The organism is Pseudoalteromonas sp. P1-11 (genome assembly GCF_001399995.1).
Classification (GTDB): domain Bacteria; phylum Pseudomonadota; class Gammaproteobacteria; order Enterobacterales; family Alteromonadaceae; genus Pseudoalteromonas; species Pseudoalteromonas atlantica.
Map to the genome: position 1 here is coordinate 320,205 of NZ_LJSP01000001.1, position 14,156 is coordinate 334,360.

The window sequence follows — 14,156 nt, forward strand, 5'->3', positions numbered from 1 at the left end:
CTTTATTTTGCATTTGCATAGTCGCTTTTAGTTTTAAAGCTCATAAAAACTATCGACCCATTAAATCAAATTGTATGAAGGACTAAACATGGCTGAATCATTTAAATACTCAGGCAATAAAGGGCATGGTGGCGAATTACATCAAAAGGCTTCTGATGAATACCCAACGATGACCACCGCGCAAGGGTGCCCTGTTAGCGACGATCAAAACTCATTACGTGCAGGCAAGCGCGGCCCAGGTTTATTAGAAGATCATGTAATGCGCGAAAAGTTGTTTCACTTTGATCACGAACGCATTCCAGAGCGTGTGGTACATGCCAGAGGCTACGGTGCTCATGGTTATTTTGAAACCTACGACACGCTTGAAGATTTAACCTGTGCTGATATTTTTCAGCGCAAAGGTGAAAAAACACCGGTATTTGCACGGTTCTCAACTGTGGCAGGGAATAAAGGGTCTCCCGATTTAGCACGTGATGTTCGCGGGTTTGCTGTTAAATTTTACACCCAAGAAGGAAACTGGGATTTAGTGGGTAACAACATACCTGTATTTTTTATTCAGGATGCGATGAAGTTTCCTGATTTAATTCACTCAGCTAAGGCTGAACCAGACCGTGGTTTTCCACAAGCGCAAACCGCGCACGATAACTTTTGGGACTTTGTAAGTTTATCGCCTGAGTCAATTCATATGATTATGTGGGCCATGTCAGATAGAGCCATACCGCGCTCTTTACGCTTTATGGAAGGCTTTGGTGTTCATACCTTTAAATTTATTAATGCAAATGGCGATGAAAAATTTGTTAAGTTTCATTGGAAACCAAAAGCCGGTATGCAGTCAGTAGTGTGGAACGAAGCACTTAAACTTAATGGTGCAGACCCTGATTTTCATCGTCGAGACATGTGGGAATCTATTGGTAAAGGCGACTTCCCAGAGTGGGAGCTAGGTGTGCAAGTGTTTGATCAGCAATTTGCTGATGAATTTGAATTTGATGTTTTTGATGCCACGAAGCTTATACCTGAAGAGCAAGTACCAGTAAAAATTGTGGGCCGCATGGTGCTTGACCGTGTAGTTGATAACTTTTTTGCCGAAACAGAGCAAGTTGCTTTTTGTACACAAAACATTGTACCTGGGCTTGATTTTACACCCGACCCATTACTGCAAGGGCGTAACTTTTCGTATTTAGATACTCAAACCAAACGCTTAGGCGGTCCTAACTTTACGCACATTCCGGTTAATGCGCCTAAATGCCCAATGCGTCATTTTCAACAAGATGGCCACATGGCAATGCATAACCCTAAAGGGCGTGCTAACTACGAGCCAAACTCCTGGAGCGGCGATGAGCATAACCCCCGCGAATGCCCAGTGCATGGCTTTAAAAGCTCAAGCGAGCCAGAAGTAAGCGGTGGAGATAAGCTGCGTTATCGCTCAGAAACATTTAGCGATCACTACAGCCAAGCGCGCCAATTTTACTTAAGCCAAACAGACGTAGAGCAAGCGCACATTCAATATGCATTTGTATTTGAGCTTTCAAAAGTAGAGCATGTACCGATTCGTGAGCGTGTGGTTTCGCACTTATTAAATGTAGATAACACATTAGCGCAAGAAGTTGCAAAAGGCCTGCGCTTACAAGATATGCCAGAGCCGGCTGAAGCTGCTATGCCAACGCGTAACGATTTACCTGTATCAGATGCGCTAAGTATTTTAAAAAATGCGCCAGATACCTTTAAAGGTCGTAAGTTAGGTATTTTAGTGAGCGATGGCTTTGATGCTGATATTTTTAATTCGGTTACAAATGCCTTAGACGCTGAAGGTGCTAACTACGAAATTGTGGCCGCACAAGTAGGTGGTGCATGTTGTAGTAAAGGTAAGCATGTAGCAGCGGATCAAGTAATTAATGGCGGCCCTTCGGTGCTTTACGATGCGGTGATGGTACTTGCAACGCAAGAGGGCGCTAAGAAGCTTGCTGGTATCCCTGAGGCGAAAGACTTTGTGAGCGATGCGTTCGCGCACATGAAATACATAGGCTACACAAAAGATGCCATGGCATTATTTGAAGCCGCAGGGCTTGATGGTAAAGCCGACGATGGTTGGATAGATTTAAACATGCACTCTGCAGATAAATTTATTGAAACATTGCGCAATTTAAGATTTTGGCAGCGTTAGAACAAAACGCTTTAGCAAATAATAACCACACCCTGTAAAGGGTGTGGTTTTTTTATGGCTAACTGGTTATGGTATTAACTCTAAACAGTAACTAATTGGATTTATTATGAAGCTTAAAGGCGCTTGTCACTGTGGCAAAGTAACGTTTAGTGTGAGCTCTAAACACCCTTATCCTTATAACTTATGTTACTGCTCTATTTGTCGTAAAACGGCCGGCAGTGGCGGGTTTGTTATAAACTTGAACGCACAATACAGCACGCTTAAGGTTACAGGGCGTGAGCATATTACTATTTACCATGCCAAAGTGGGTGATAAAACCAGCCCCGCTGAGCGCCATTTTTGTAAGCACTGCAGCAGTAACTTGTGGTTATATGATTCGCGATGGCCTGAGCAAGTTCATCCCTTTGCTGGCGCAATAGACAGCGAATTACCCGTACCGCCAGAGCACACCCATTTAATGCTTGCCAGTAAGGCCAATTGGGTTACCCCGCATATTCAAAAGAATGATAAACAGTTTGATGAATACCCCGATGAAAGCATTGCAGCGTGGCACCAACGTTTAAACTTAGAGCAATAATACGCTGGCTAAAGTGCACTGCATCGTACTTAAAAGGTCATAACCCACAGTTAATAGGGTAAAATTTTAATGATTAACAGTGCACTTTGAGGCGTTACTTTGGGTGCAGTAATGAAAGTCTGTGTAATAGTGAGATTGCGCAGGCTTTTTATTATATAAAATGTAGTCGTGCATTAGCTTGGTGCTCAAGCGGCCCATTTCAAATGGATTTTGCCCTATGTTAGCCGAAGAGAGGCCCCTGCTTAACACATTGAGCTGTATCTCTTCTGTATCGGCAGAAACAATAATAATGTCTTTATCGGCAATACGTTGCTTAAAAGGCGCTAAGGCATTTACGTAATGAGGGTTAAACTGTGCAAACCCCGCCACAGCTAAAAAAATGGGTGGGTTGTCCATTTTTAATAAATGCATTAACTGCTTTAGTGACTCTTCGCGCTTACCTAAACTAAATAAGGGGCAGCGACTATGTTCGCGCCAGCCGTTTTTACCTGATAGGTGCGCTGTCGCTTGATCAGACAGCGCATACCTAACCCCAGCAATACGCTTGTTTAAATTAGGGGTTGTATGGTGCCCCGACTGCATGCAAAGCGTATTATTTGCTTTGTTGGTCAGTTTTTTTACTTGCTCGCCTAAGGCAACGCCAAAGTCGAAGTTGTTACTGCCTACGTAGGCTAGGCGGTACTGTTGGTGTTTTTCTAGCAGGTCAGAATCAAACGTTATAACAGGAATGTTTTTGCTTTTAAGCGCCATTAATGAACGAGTGACCAAATGCTGAGAGTCGGTTGTTGCTACAATTAACCCATCTATTTTTTGATCAACTAACCTATTAATGACCATAGATTGGCTACGAATGTCTTGAAAGTCTTTTGGTCCATCGTACTTGCATTCTATTTCTGGGTGCTCACTACTAAAGTGCAAACAGCCTTTAAAGGCTTGCTGATAAAAGGAGTCGTTTTTTGTTTTACCTACAATGGCAATCACAACTTTAGCCACGCTTTGGTGGGCAAATAAAGCACACCAGCTTAAAACTAAATACTTCAGAACTTTATACTTTCTAGCGGCGAGGCTAATTTTAGCTAACATTATAAAAGTCCTAAGCAAATAAAAGTAAGATATATATTACAGCTAGTATAGTTATTGACCACAAATTGGCTAATTTAATTATAGTGACTTAAATGAGTTAACACGTTGAAAGAAGTGTTTTTAACCTATAGGCTAAATACATACACCCATAAAAAAATAATGGAGAGCGTTATGACTGTTTCAGCAATTCCCAAAGGATTTAGTTCGGTAACACCGTACTTAATTATAGAAGGTGCTCAGCAAGCTATTTGTTTTTATCGTGATGCATTTAATGCGCAGTTAGTAATGCAAATGCCGCTGCCAGAGGGCGGTATAGCCCATGCTGAAATTATAATTGGCGACTCGCATATTATGATTTCGGACTCATGCCCGGATGAGTCATTTAAAAGCCCCAATGCACTTGGTGGCACACCGGTAAGTTTAATGCTTTACGTAGAAGATGTAGATAGCGTATTTAAAAAGGCAATTGAACTTGGCGCTACAGAAGTACGCCCAGTGCACGACCAGTTTTATGGTGATAGAGCCGGCACCCTACAAGACCCATTCGGGCATATTTGGACCATAGGCACCCATAAAGAAGATTTAAGTGAGCAAGAAATTAACCAACGAATGGCCGACTTAATGTCAAAAGAGCAAGATGCATAAAGCAGCTTGCCCTGCGTTTGAGCTAAATTGTTTACCCTAAATTTATCGCTAAATATTTTATTTCGTCACCGTTTATTTGCGGTAAAAAATAAATATCTTGGTACTTAAAATATTGTTGATCGTTAATCGTGACTGCCTCTGCCGAAATAGGGAGGGTGTCGTAGGTTTGCCCTAAATCATAATTTTTAGCACTGCCTACCTTAATAGCCTGATTAACCACTATTTTAGGCTCATCAACTACTCTATAACCATTATTATCTGCCACGTAATATACATTTTGGTAGGTATAGTAAGTGGTATTATGGCGTTTAAAGTGTGAATAATGCCTTGGTAGTGAGCGTATTCTTAAGCCTCTTGGTGGCTTAACTACGTGGTAGCCTCTTTTTGCTTTTCTATAGTAAATACCATCACTAAATGTAAACGTAATGCCATTAAATCTGATTGAAGCACTATTGCGCGGTAAATGATTAAAATAATGCCCAGGCCGGTAGGTCACTACGTTGTGGCGATTATGTTTAAAATAATTACGAGTGCGTTGCTGCTGTTTGTAATGGGCAACTTTGCGCTTTTGCTCTTTGCGGTGCTCGCGTTTGGCTTGTTTGCGCTCTTTACGGTCGTTTTTTTTATATTCTATACGCTGTTTTTTGTCATCGCGGCGCTCATCTCGTTTGTATTCGATGCGTTTTGCGCGCTCATTATTAAAACTTTTTGCGTGTTCTCGCTCATTGGGTGCTGCATATGCAGCGCCAGATACTGCACTTATGGCAAGTAGAGCAGGGAGTAATTGAGTCAGTTTCATACTAGTGCCTCGTGTATGTTGTTACATAACTGGGTTCAATACTAGCGCTTTAAACTGAATGGTAACTGACATGTAACCGATAACAGGGGCGTGTTTACAGCTTTTTACTAACGTTTACTGTTCTTGACACAAGCCAACGTTTTCTCACATTTTTGACGATTTTAGGAACTTTTATAGGCTATAAGTTGCGTAACTAATTGTTACGGCAAGTGCTTTTAACGCTTGACGTAATTTATAATTAGCCTGAATTTGGATAATAAATCTATCTCGGGCAGCTATTTTCAGTGCAAACCGCGTTTAACTTACTTGCAATAGGCCAGCGATTGACGCGTAAATTTGCCTTATTTTCACTGAAAGTTTCTGGTTAGAGAAAATAAACTTAAATATCATTATGGTTCAATATGTTAGTAAATCTCTAACCAGAGTTCAGGTTAATTAGCGTTTAGGTTTTTCTGGTAAGGCGGCTTTTAGCTGCTCCGGTGTTACGTTAAGTGCCTTTGCTACAACCGTTAAATCGGCATTAGGGCCGCCGGCTTTTTGCATTGCTTGCATAAGCACTTTTTCGCTAACGCCTAGTTTGTTAGCTGCCTCAGCAAACCCCGGTGGCGACATGCCGCCGTTAGGGCCACCCGCTTTTGGGCCACCGCCACCAGGTGGTTCATGGCGAGTTATTTTAGTGCCTTCAGGTGGCTTAGCGCCTACACCCGCTTGTGCTGTGGTCGTAAAATTATTTTGTGCAACCACGCCTTTTAAGCACTTAGGTAAGTTAGGGAATGTATTACTTGCATGGTAGTGGTAAGTAACTATGCCGCTTTCGCCTGCGGGGCCTGTGTGGCCATTACAGCTATCAAGCTCGGTTGGGGATGTACCATCAATTTCTTGGCTTCCGTAAATTGGGTAGCCATCAAAGCCATAACCAAATAGGGCGCTTGGCTTTTGCGCTAAATTATTACAGTTGGCGTTTACATGTTCGTGTTTATATACGCTGTCTATATCACTGGCGGTGCCGTGGTAGTGGTACCAACCGCCCGGATCAATATGGCCTGCGCAGGTATCAAGCGCGGGTAAATTACCAGTATGTTGCACACTTGGCGCATCCGAAAAAATAGGCACACCCGCAAGCGCTATACCCACTTTAGATACAGTGCCCAGCGCTGTTGATTGCTCAGACATAACAGGGTGCAGTGGTAAAAGGGCGGTAATTTCTACGCTTTTATCTACCGATACATTAATACATGCATGATCAACTGTTGGGCGAATGGTCGCGTTATCAACAATATGCACGTTGCCGTCTTCATCGTAAAAGGTAAAACCTTGCTCGTTAAGCATGGTTAAAAATGCTTTATCTAACCTATATAGCCCCGCATCGGTGCCATCCCAATCCCAAATACCACCTACGTCGTCGAGTGTTTCTGGGCAAAAAGGGCCGACTTCAATGTTGTCGGGCTGATATTTTAAAACCACTTGAGCACACTGAGTTTGTAAGCCGTTTTCAAGCGTACACTCTACAGTTTGTGGCAGCTTTACCATGGCTTTAATATTAAATTCATCGGTATTAATAAGCGTGTTTTTAGCGCTTTTAGCTTCTGGGGAGGCAGGTGTACTTTCGCTTTTTATCTGCTCGCCACATGCAGTTAAAAGTACCGTGGCACTAAGCAGGCAAAATGCGAGCTTAGTTTTTGTAGTGTTAACGCTAGGCGCTTTTAAACGACTTCGTTTAATTGTTCTCATACTTACCCCAAAACGATTTATATACGAAGGTTTTAGTATGGCAATAAATTGTGCAAATAAAATGAAAGTTTTAAAAGAGTTATTGATATGTTTAAAATGCATGGCTAGCTTTTAATTAACATTATTGGGAGTTGTTATTAAGTTATTTAATAAACTTACACGATTAAATACGAAGTATAAAAGTACAAGTTAGCAACTGCTGTTTTTACTTGCCCAAGGTTTACCAATAAAGCTCCATATATTTAAAACGCAAAAAGCACAAACCTAGGTTTGTGCTTTTATATTTTACGGTTAAATAATTATATTTTTTCCCAGTAGGGTTCGTCACCAAAGTAGCCGCTAAAGTAGTCTATAAAGGCCCTTACTTTTGGCGCTAATAAACGCGAACTTGGGTAAACACTCCAAATAGCGGTGTCGGATGCAAGTGGGTAGTCTTGTAAAATTTGTATCAGCTCACCACTTTGTAGTTTTTTATAGGCACACCAGCTCGACATTAACGTAATACCTAGGCCTTGCACGCACGCATCGCGCACCGCTTCACCGTTGTCAGCTTGTAATACGTTATTGGTTTTAATGTTTTGTGTGCCCTCGGGTGTAATAAACGACCACGTAGTTAACCCATGTAAATTAACACAAGTATGATTTTTTAAATCTTGCGGTGTTGTTGGGGCGCCGTGTTTTGCAAGGTAATTAGGCGATGCGCAAATTAAGCGTTTATCGCGGGCAACTTTTCGAGCAATTAGGGTTGAGTCGTTTAGGGCGGCGTCGCGTATTGCAATATCAAAACCACCGCCGACCATATCAATAATGCTATCGCTTAAGCGTAAATCAATTGTCAGGTCGGGGTATTGCTCAATAAATCCAGCCAATGCAGGAATAATATGCATACGCCCGAACGAAGCAGGGGCGGTAATGCGCAATTTTCCTTGTGGAGTTACACTGCCTATACCTACCGAGGCGCGTGCCATTTCAACATTGGCAAGCACTTCCTCGGCGTGGGGTAAAAAAGCTTGGCCCTCTTCGGTTAGCGATACTTTTCGGGTTGTACGATGAATAAGTTTAACGCCGAGCGTTTCTTCAAGCTTATTCATTTGGGCACTAGAAACCGCGGCCGACAAACCTAACTCCTTGCCAGCTAAGCTAATATTATGTGTTGTTGCGATTCTGACAAACAGATTTAAATGGGCAATGTTCATTATCAAATTTTTCAATAAACTGATTATTTAAACAACTATATTATCAATACTTAGTTGTGTAAATATACTAGCAGCTTATTCATTGTGACTTTTCCTGTGGCGCTTACTATAAGCGCCTTTTTTTTCGGTATTTTTCTCGTTTAAATTTTTAAGTTTAGAGTGAGCCTGCCTTATGAGCCGTAATACATCATTACTTTTAAAGTATTTATTTAAGCAAACCTGGCCTATGTTGGTTGGCTTGTTTTCTATTATGGGAAGCCAGCTGGTTGATAGTATTTTTATTGCTAAGCTAGGCGCTGAGCCGCTCGCTGTAGTTGCCTTTAGTATTGCTATTTTTCAGGTAATTGTGGGAGTACAAGTAGGCTTAGGTATTGCGGCAACTGCGACCATTTCTACTGCACTTGGGGAAAATAAAGTTCACTACGCACGCTACTTAGGTAGTTTAATCGTACTTATTGGCACCGTAATAGTAACGCTATTGTGCTTGGCGTTGTGGCTTTTTCAGCAGCCTATAATTTTAGCGCTGGGTGCAACGCCTTCGTTATTTAATTTAACTGAGCTTTACTGGTTGCCTTGGCTAATAAGCTGCTGGCTTGGAGCGCTGCTTTATTTTGGTTACAGCATTTGCCGTGCTCATAACGAAACCTTATTGCCTGGGCGAATTATGGTGCTAATCAGCGTGTTAAATATAGCGCTCGATCCATTGTTTATGTTTACCTTTGATATGGAGTTAGCGGGTGCTGCATGGGCAAGCTGTGTTGCTTTTTCAATAGGCTTAGTAGTGGTGTTTTACACGCTTATTAAACGAGAACTTGTAACCTTTGACGTTTTAAAAAACCGCACCGAGCAGGCAATAAAAGCCATTGCCAAAATGATGGCGCCGGCTTTACTTTCACAGTTTATTCCGCCTATTTCAGCCATGATAGTAACGGCATTGATTGCCGTGTATGGTGGGTTTGCTGTAGCAGCTTGGGGGCTTGCAAACCGTATTGAATATATTGCGATTATTTTAATTTTAGCGCTTACCATGGCGCTGCCCCCCATTGTTGGAAATTTAAAAGGGCGGGGCGAGCTTAGGCAAATATTAAGCGTAGTAAAACTTGCGTGCGGTTTTGTAATTGGCATACAAATTTTATTAGCGGTTATTATGCTAGGTGTGGCTAACCCGCTTGCAAATGCGCTTAGCAATAATAGTGAAATAGTAGCTAACCTAACAGATTACTTTGCATTTGTGCCCCTGAGCTACGCGGCTTTGGGTGTATGTATGATCACGGTATCGGTATGTAACGCGCTGGGCTTTGCGACCACGGCCTTATTTATCTCCATATTGCGGCTATTTTTGTGTTACTTACCACTACTTTGGTTAGGCTCGTATTTTTACGGTTTAACAGGGTTATTTATCGGTATGGCATGCGGTAATACCTTGTCGGGTATTGTGGGTTGGAAGCTTTTTAAGCAGCAATATAAGCGATTAACAACACACGTTAGCGTGCGCTCAAGCACTGTTTAATTATCAATATATTGAAGAAAGTTATTCCACTTAAATTGCAATTATCAAAATAGTTAAATGCAATTAGTATGCACCTCATTGAATCATTGCTTAATCTATAGCAGCTAAATTTGCTGTGTTTAGGTCAAGCAATTGCAATAAAAATAGAGCTGCTTGAGGTGAATAACATGAAACTTTATAAATTGTTTTTAATAGCTATAACGCTATACGCAGGCGCTGCAACGGCTGCACAAGATTACTTTTCGATGAGCTATATTCAAGGTGAAGGAGACGTGCGAGGGATTAAGGTGGCTTATCAATATGCCTTAGATTACCAAATAGAAGGCTTTGAAGAGCTAGAGATTTACCTAGAAGCCAATGCCAACTTTTTTGAATACGATGACCCAAAACGCTATGACGCTAATTTAGGCTTATCGCTTTCGCCTGTTATTTTTTATCCTATTGGCAGTGTGGCTGGGAACCGCGTTTTTGCCGAGTTTGGTATTGGTTTAAGCTTATTAGATGACACCAAATTTGCGGGAAAAAACATAAGCACACATTACCAGTTTGAAGACCGCCTAGGCATTGCCATGAAATTTGGTGAGGCTGAGCAACATAGCGTGTCACTTAAGTATTTTCATTATTCAAACGCTGGTATTAAAAAGCCCAACCCAGGCCTCGATTTTATATCGCTAAGCTACTCACGCGCACTTTAGTGAGTAGCTTACTATTTATAATATGCGTAAAAATGCCACTAGGTCTGCTTTTTCTTGCTTGGTTAAATTAAGCTTTATAAGCAGGTCGGTGGTTTTAGGGAAGTGTGGGTCGTTTAGTTGGTTTTTTCGTGGTCTTGGTCTAGCCCCGCCATGGTTATACATACTCACGATGCCTGTTAAATCTTCAAATAACCCGTTATGCATCCATGGAAAACTTATTGCTAAACCTAGTAATGAAGGAGTTCTAAATTGTCCTATATGATCAGGGTTATTTGTGGCATCAAAGCGGCCCTTATCTTCAAAGTGTCGGCCGTAGTAATGGAGTCCAGTGTTGTGAAATTTGTTATCACTTAGTAGGGGGCCATTATGGCATGTCATACATTTAGCTTTAGTTCTAAATAAATGTAGGCCGTTTAGTTCATTATCAGATAGTTGCATTACAGCTTTCTTCGGACTGCTTTTTACTCTTAAAATAAAAAGTTTAAAGCGAGTATTTGGAGCTGATAGTGTGCGCTCAAACGCGACTAAGGCTTTTGCCATTTGCTCGGTGGTTAACGTGCTGCTATTAAAAGCGCTTTTATTAAATGCACGGTAACTCTTATCTTTATTTACTCGGGCTAAAGCTATTTTTGGAGCTAAGTCCATTTCAATCGGGTTTTCTATTGGCATAAGTGCTTGTTGTTCTGCGGTGCTTGCGCGTCCATCCCAAAAAAAATGTTGCCATTGATCAATACCAAAAATAGCGGGGGTGTTACGCGTGCCTATTTGCTCGTCAATGCCTATGGCGGTTGTACGGCCATCATGAAAGCCTTTGTCGCGTTCATGGCAGGTGGCGCAGCTAACAGTATTATTACGTGAAAGCTGCACATCATGAAAAAGCTTATCGCCTAGTGCAACATGCTCCGGTTTAGGCGATGCTACAGGCAAAAGCGACATGGGCTCAACGCTTCTTCCGTCACTGGTTTGAATAGCAGGCCAATGAGCTTGGCCTTTACTATACAAAGCACGTAAGTCTTTATTGTTTAAAGCTTTAGAATCAGCCGTAAATAAGAATACAGCAAGGGCTACAAAAATAACTTTAATCATATTTGTAGCTCAGCCCTAACCAAAATACTCGACCAGGCTCAATACCTGATGCGCCCTCTGCTACTGTATACGTTCTCGTATTTAATAAATTAGAAATATCAGCACGTAACTCTAAGCTTTGGTTGCTGGTCAGTTTATGTTTGTATTTTAAACTTAGGTTTAGCATTGTTCTAGCACGTATAGTCTGTTCCTGATAAACATCAAATAGAGTGGAAACAACTGGACAGCTAGCACAGACATCTTCTATATCTATACTTTCGCTTCCTCCTGTACTTACAGCTGTATCGTAGCTACCTGAATATGAGATATTTAATCCAGTGCTAAATGAATCGACCCAATCTACGTTCCAGCCTAAGGCTGCTGTGATAGGTGCTCCAAAATTAGTTCGTATCTGAGATAGTTGACTCAACGTGACCAGTGAACCTTCATCTTTTGCATTAACATAGTAAACTAGTTCATCGAGTGGGGTGTTATCTACGGTTGCATTATAATTGTCATTTGATATTTCGTTTTCGGCATACGATGTATTTGCCCATACAGAATGGGCACCAAATTGAGCGCTCCATGCTAGTGAAATACGTTCTGAACTTCCCGTTCCTTCATTACTAATATCAATATAAGTGTACCCATCAAGATCTGTTTCGTCTGAGGTTGTGCGAGAGAACTGCTGATGTTTTTTTCGCTTTACGTATTTTAAAGAAATATTACCAATTGTCTCAAATGCGTGAGCGATACCCAGTGCAAATTCATCATCGTAAGGGGTATCAACGTCATTAAAACGATATTTAAAGCTGCCAGTGTAATTTGAATCTAACCAGTTTTGTAAGTAGCCACTTTCGATAGGCCTATATTGTAGATAAGAAAACTGTTGTTGTTCTTTAATTTTATAACTGATAATAGCGGAGTCGTAATATCGGCTTAGGCCGGCACTAATAATGGTTTTTTTATTATCAAATACGTCGTACCCTATTGAAATTCGCGGTGCTACATCATGGTTTTGTAAAAAGTCATCATAGCTGTAGCGCATACCTAAATTCACATCCAGTTTGCCGTAGTTAATATGGTCGGTAACGTAGAGTGCGTTGCGATTTAAATTTACATCTATGTATTCAGCAGGGCTAACAGTTCGGCCATTAAAAAATTGCGCTGTAGTAGTTATATTATTACTGTATGCGGTGACGTGTTCCGAGTTGTTAAAGTCAATCTCACCGCCTAATTGCTCAGCTAATTTTTCTATAGGGATGAGGGTTTCGAGTGCTTGACAATCAAGTGAATAACCACTGCAATTAAGTGGTGTACTAGCACTAGACCATATAACAGGCGAACTGTAGTTATAGCCATCTTGAAAGCGCTCACGTTCTATTTGCTGATATTTAATTTCTGCACCAGCCACAACTGAGTGGGTTAACCCTAAAAATTTAAAAGTTTCTAGATTAAATGTATTTTTCCAATTGGTGGTGAATTGGCGGTTATCTAACGCGCCATAACCACCTTGGCGTGAAAAGCGTTCGTCTGCATCGCCTTGGTTAGCGTATTGTCCCCAGTCTTTTCCTTTTGTTTGTAGCCAATTATAAAAATGCGCTGGGCCATCTCGGCTACTATCACTTATGTTAAAGCTTAAATTACTTGCCCATGTTACATATTTAAAATCTTGCTTTAATTGTATTGCGCTACCATATGCGCCACCTTCTAACTGATAGTCACTATCAAGTGCATCAGTAATAAAACCATTCACCTCGTAGGGAGAATAGATCATACTTATCGTAAAATTATCAACCCAGCCGTTCTTATAACCATATTTAAATATAGCGTTAATGTTACGGCGGCTTTGGGTTTTTGTTTGCCCCAGTGATAAGTCACTTATATCACTGTTAAGGTAATTTAAACTAAACATCACACCGTGGCGTTTATTAAGTTGCTTTTTACCGCTCAATGAATAGCTTATTTTTTCGTATACTGGAGCCTCTAATTCTGCTTCATCTGTACTACTTTGCTCAGTTTCATTGTCGGCTTGAATATAATGATAATCAGCCCAATCACTGTGATTCCCGCGTACAGTAAAACTAAAACTATCTTTGCCAAACGTTTCTTTTGTTTTGGTATCAACCACACCGCCAGAAAAGCCACCAAATTCAGCCGGAATGTTATGGTCATAAACAGTAATAGACTCAACTACATCAGAGTTTACATTCATGCTTTGCACACCGCCTGACACGTCATTACTTGATGATGTTAAGCGGCTACTACTGGCGGGATCAATACGATTATTGTAGTTCATACCATCAAGTGAAAAACCTGTTTGCCAAGGCTGGGCACCTGAGATGGATATTTCTGGCGCACTTATCTCTGCTAAGCTTTCAATGCTTAATGCCTCATTGCTTAATTGTACGCCTGGTAAAAGTGCAATTAGCTCATTTATGTCGCCATTCCCTTTGGCTGTTGCATCAATAAAACTGCGGTCTAAATACGAACGACCAATAACTTCAGGAACTTCTATCCCTATAAATTGGCCTTTAACTTCAATGTGTTCGATAGCTTCACATAAACTTTTTTTTTCATCAGTGAGTGTGCTGCAATCTTCAGGTGGGGGAGGGGTCTGTTTTTGCTCGGTCGCACCATATGAATTATGGGCAAGCAAAAACAGACACGCATAAATATAACGTGTCTGCATTG

Annotated in this window: 11 protein-coding genes; 5 read left to right on the plus strand and 6 right to left on the minus strand. The window is 41.2% G+C overall.

The window, feature by feature from the left end:
- Positions 1-88: 88 nt before the first annotated feature.
- Both AN390_RS01475 and AN390_RS01480 read left to right on the plus strand, forming a co-directional pair.
- Complete coding sequence (locus AN390_RS01475) at positions 89-2,161, plus strand: catalase (RefSeq protein ID WP_055252765.1); 2,073 nt, start codon at positions 89-91, stop codon at positions 2,159-2,161.
- 106 nt (positions 2,162-2,267) lie between these two features.
- On the plus strand, positions 2,268-2,738 hold the full coding sequence (locus tag AN390_RS01480; protein WP_055252766.1) for a GFA family protein: 471 nt from the start codon (positions 2,268-2,270) through the stop codon (positions 2,736-2,738).
- Positions 2,739-2,804: 66 nt separating this feature from the next.
- Here AN390_RS01480 and AN390_RS01485 read toward each other — a convergent pair whose 3' ends face one another.
- Entirely contained in the window at positions 2,805-3,821 is a 1,017-nt protein-coding gene (locus AN390_RS01485; RefSeq protein WP_055252767.1) for a substrate-binding domain-containing protein, read from the minus strand.
- Positions 3,822-3,992: 171 nt separating this feature from the next.
- Here AN390_RS01485 and AN390_RS01490 point away from each other — a divergent pair, with 171 nt between their 5' ends.
- Positions 3,993-4,466: a VOC family protein gene (locus AN390_RS01490; RefSeq protein WP_004588872.1), complete on the plus strand. Its 474-nt coding sequence runs from the start codon at positions 3,993-3,995 to the stop codon at positions 4,464-4,466.
- A gap of 31 nt (positions 4,467-4,497) precedes the next feature.
- Here AN390_RS01490 and AN390_RS01495 read toward each other — a convergent pair whose 3' ends face one another.
- The 3 genes from AN390_RS01495 to AN390_RS01505 all read right to left on the minus strand — a co-directional run bounded on the left by AN390_RS01495 (position 4,498) and on the right by AN390_RS01505 (position 8,192).
- A complete protein-coding gene (locus AN390_RS01495) occupies positions 4,498-5,265 on the minus strand; it encodes a DUF6515 family protein (protein WP_004588873.1) in 768 nt (255 codons plus the stop codon).
- A 435-nt stretch (positions 5,266-5,700) separates the two neighbouring features.
- A complete protein-coding gene (locus tag AN390_RS01500) occupies positions 5,701-6,996 on the minus strand; it encodes a YHYH protein (protein WP_055252900.1) in 1,296 nt (431 codons plus the stop codon).
- Between the two features lie 299 nt (positions 6,997-7,295).
- Positions 7,296-8,192, minus strand: coding sequence for a LysR family transcriptional regulator (locus tag AN390_RS01505; protein WP_054982809.1), 897 nt, complete (start codon positions 8,190-8,192; stop codon positions 7,296-7,298).
- Between the two features lie 172 nt (positions 8,193-8,364).
- Between AN390_RS01505 and AN390_RS01510 the strand changes: the two genes are divergently transcribed.
- Together AN390_RS01510 and AN390_RS01515 are read left to right on the plus strand one after the other, a co-directional pair.
- The gene (locus AN390_RS01510; protein ID WP_055252768.1) at positions 8,365-9,702 is read left to right on the plus strand and encodes an MATE family efflux transporter; all 1,338 of its coding nucleotides are present in this window, start codon (positions 8,365-8,367) and stop codon (positions 9,700-9,702) included.
- 167 nt (positions 9,703-9,869) lie between these two features.
- Positions 9,870-10,397 (plus strand): acyloxyacyl hydrolase, encoded by a 528-nt coding sequence (locus tag AN390_RS01515; protein ID WP_055252901.1) that lies wholly within the window; start codon positions 9,870-9,872, stop codon positions 10,395-10,397.
- A 15-nt stretch (positions 10,398-10,412) separates the two neighbouring features.
- Here AN390_RS01515 and AN390_RS01520 read toward each other — a convergent pair whose 3' ends face one another.
- Both AN390_RS01520 and AN390_RS01525 read right to left on the minus strand, forming a co-directional pair.
- A complete protein-coding gene (locus AN390_RS01520; protein WP_055252769.1) occupies positions 10,413-11,483 on the minus strand; it encodes a cytochrome-c peroxidase in 1,071 nt (356 codons plus the stop codon).
- Entirely contained in the window at positions 11,476-14,154 is a 2,679-nt protein-coding gene (locus tag AN390_RS01525; protein WP_055252770.1) for a TonB-dependent receptor plug domain-containing protein, read from the minus strand. The genes AN390_RS01520 and AN390_RS01525 overlap by 8 nt, the downstream gene beginning before the upstream one ends.
- Positions 14,155-14,156: the final 2 nt, after the last annotated feature.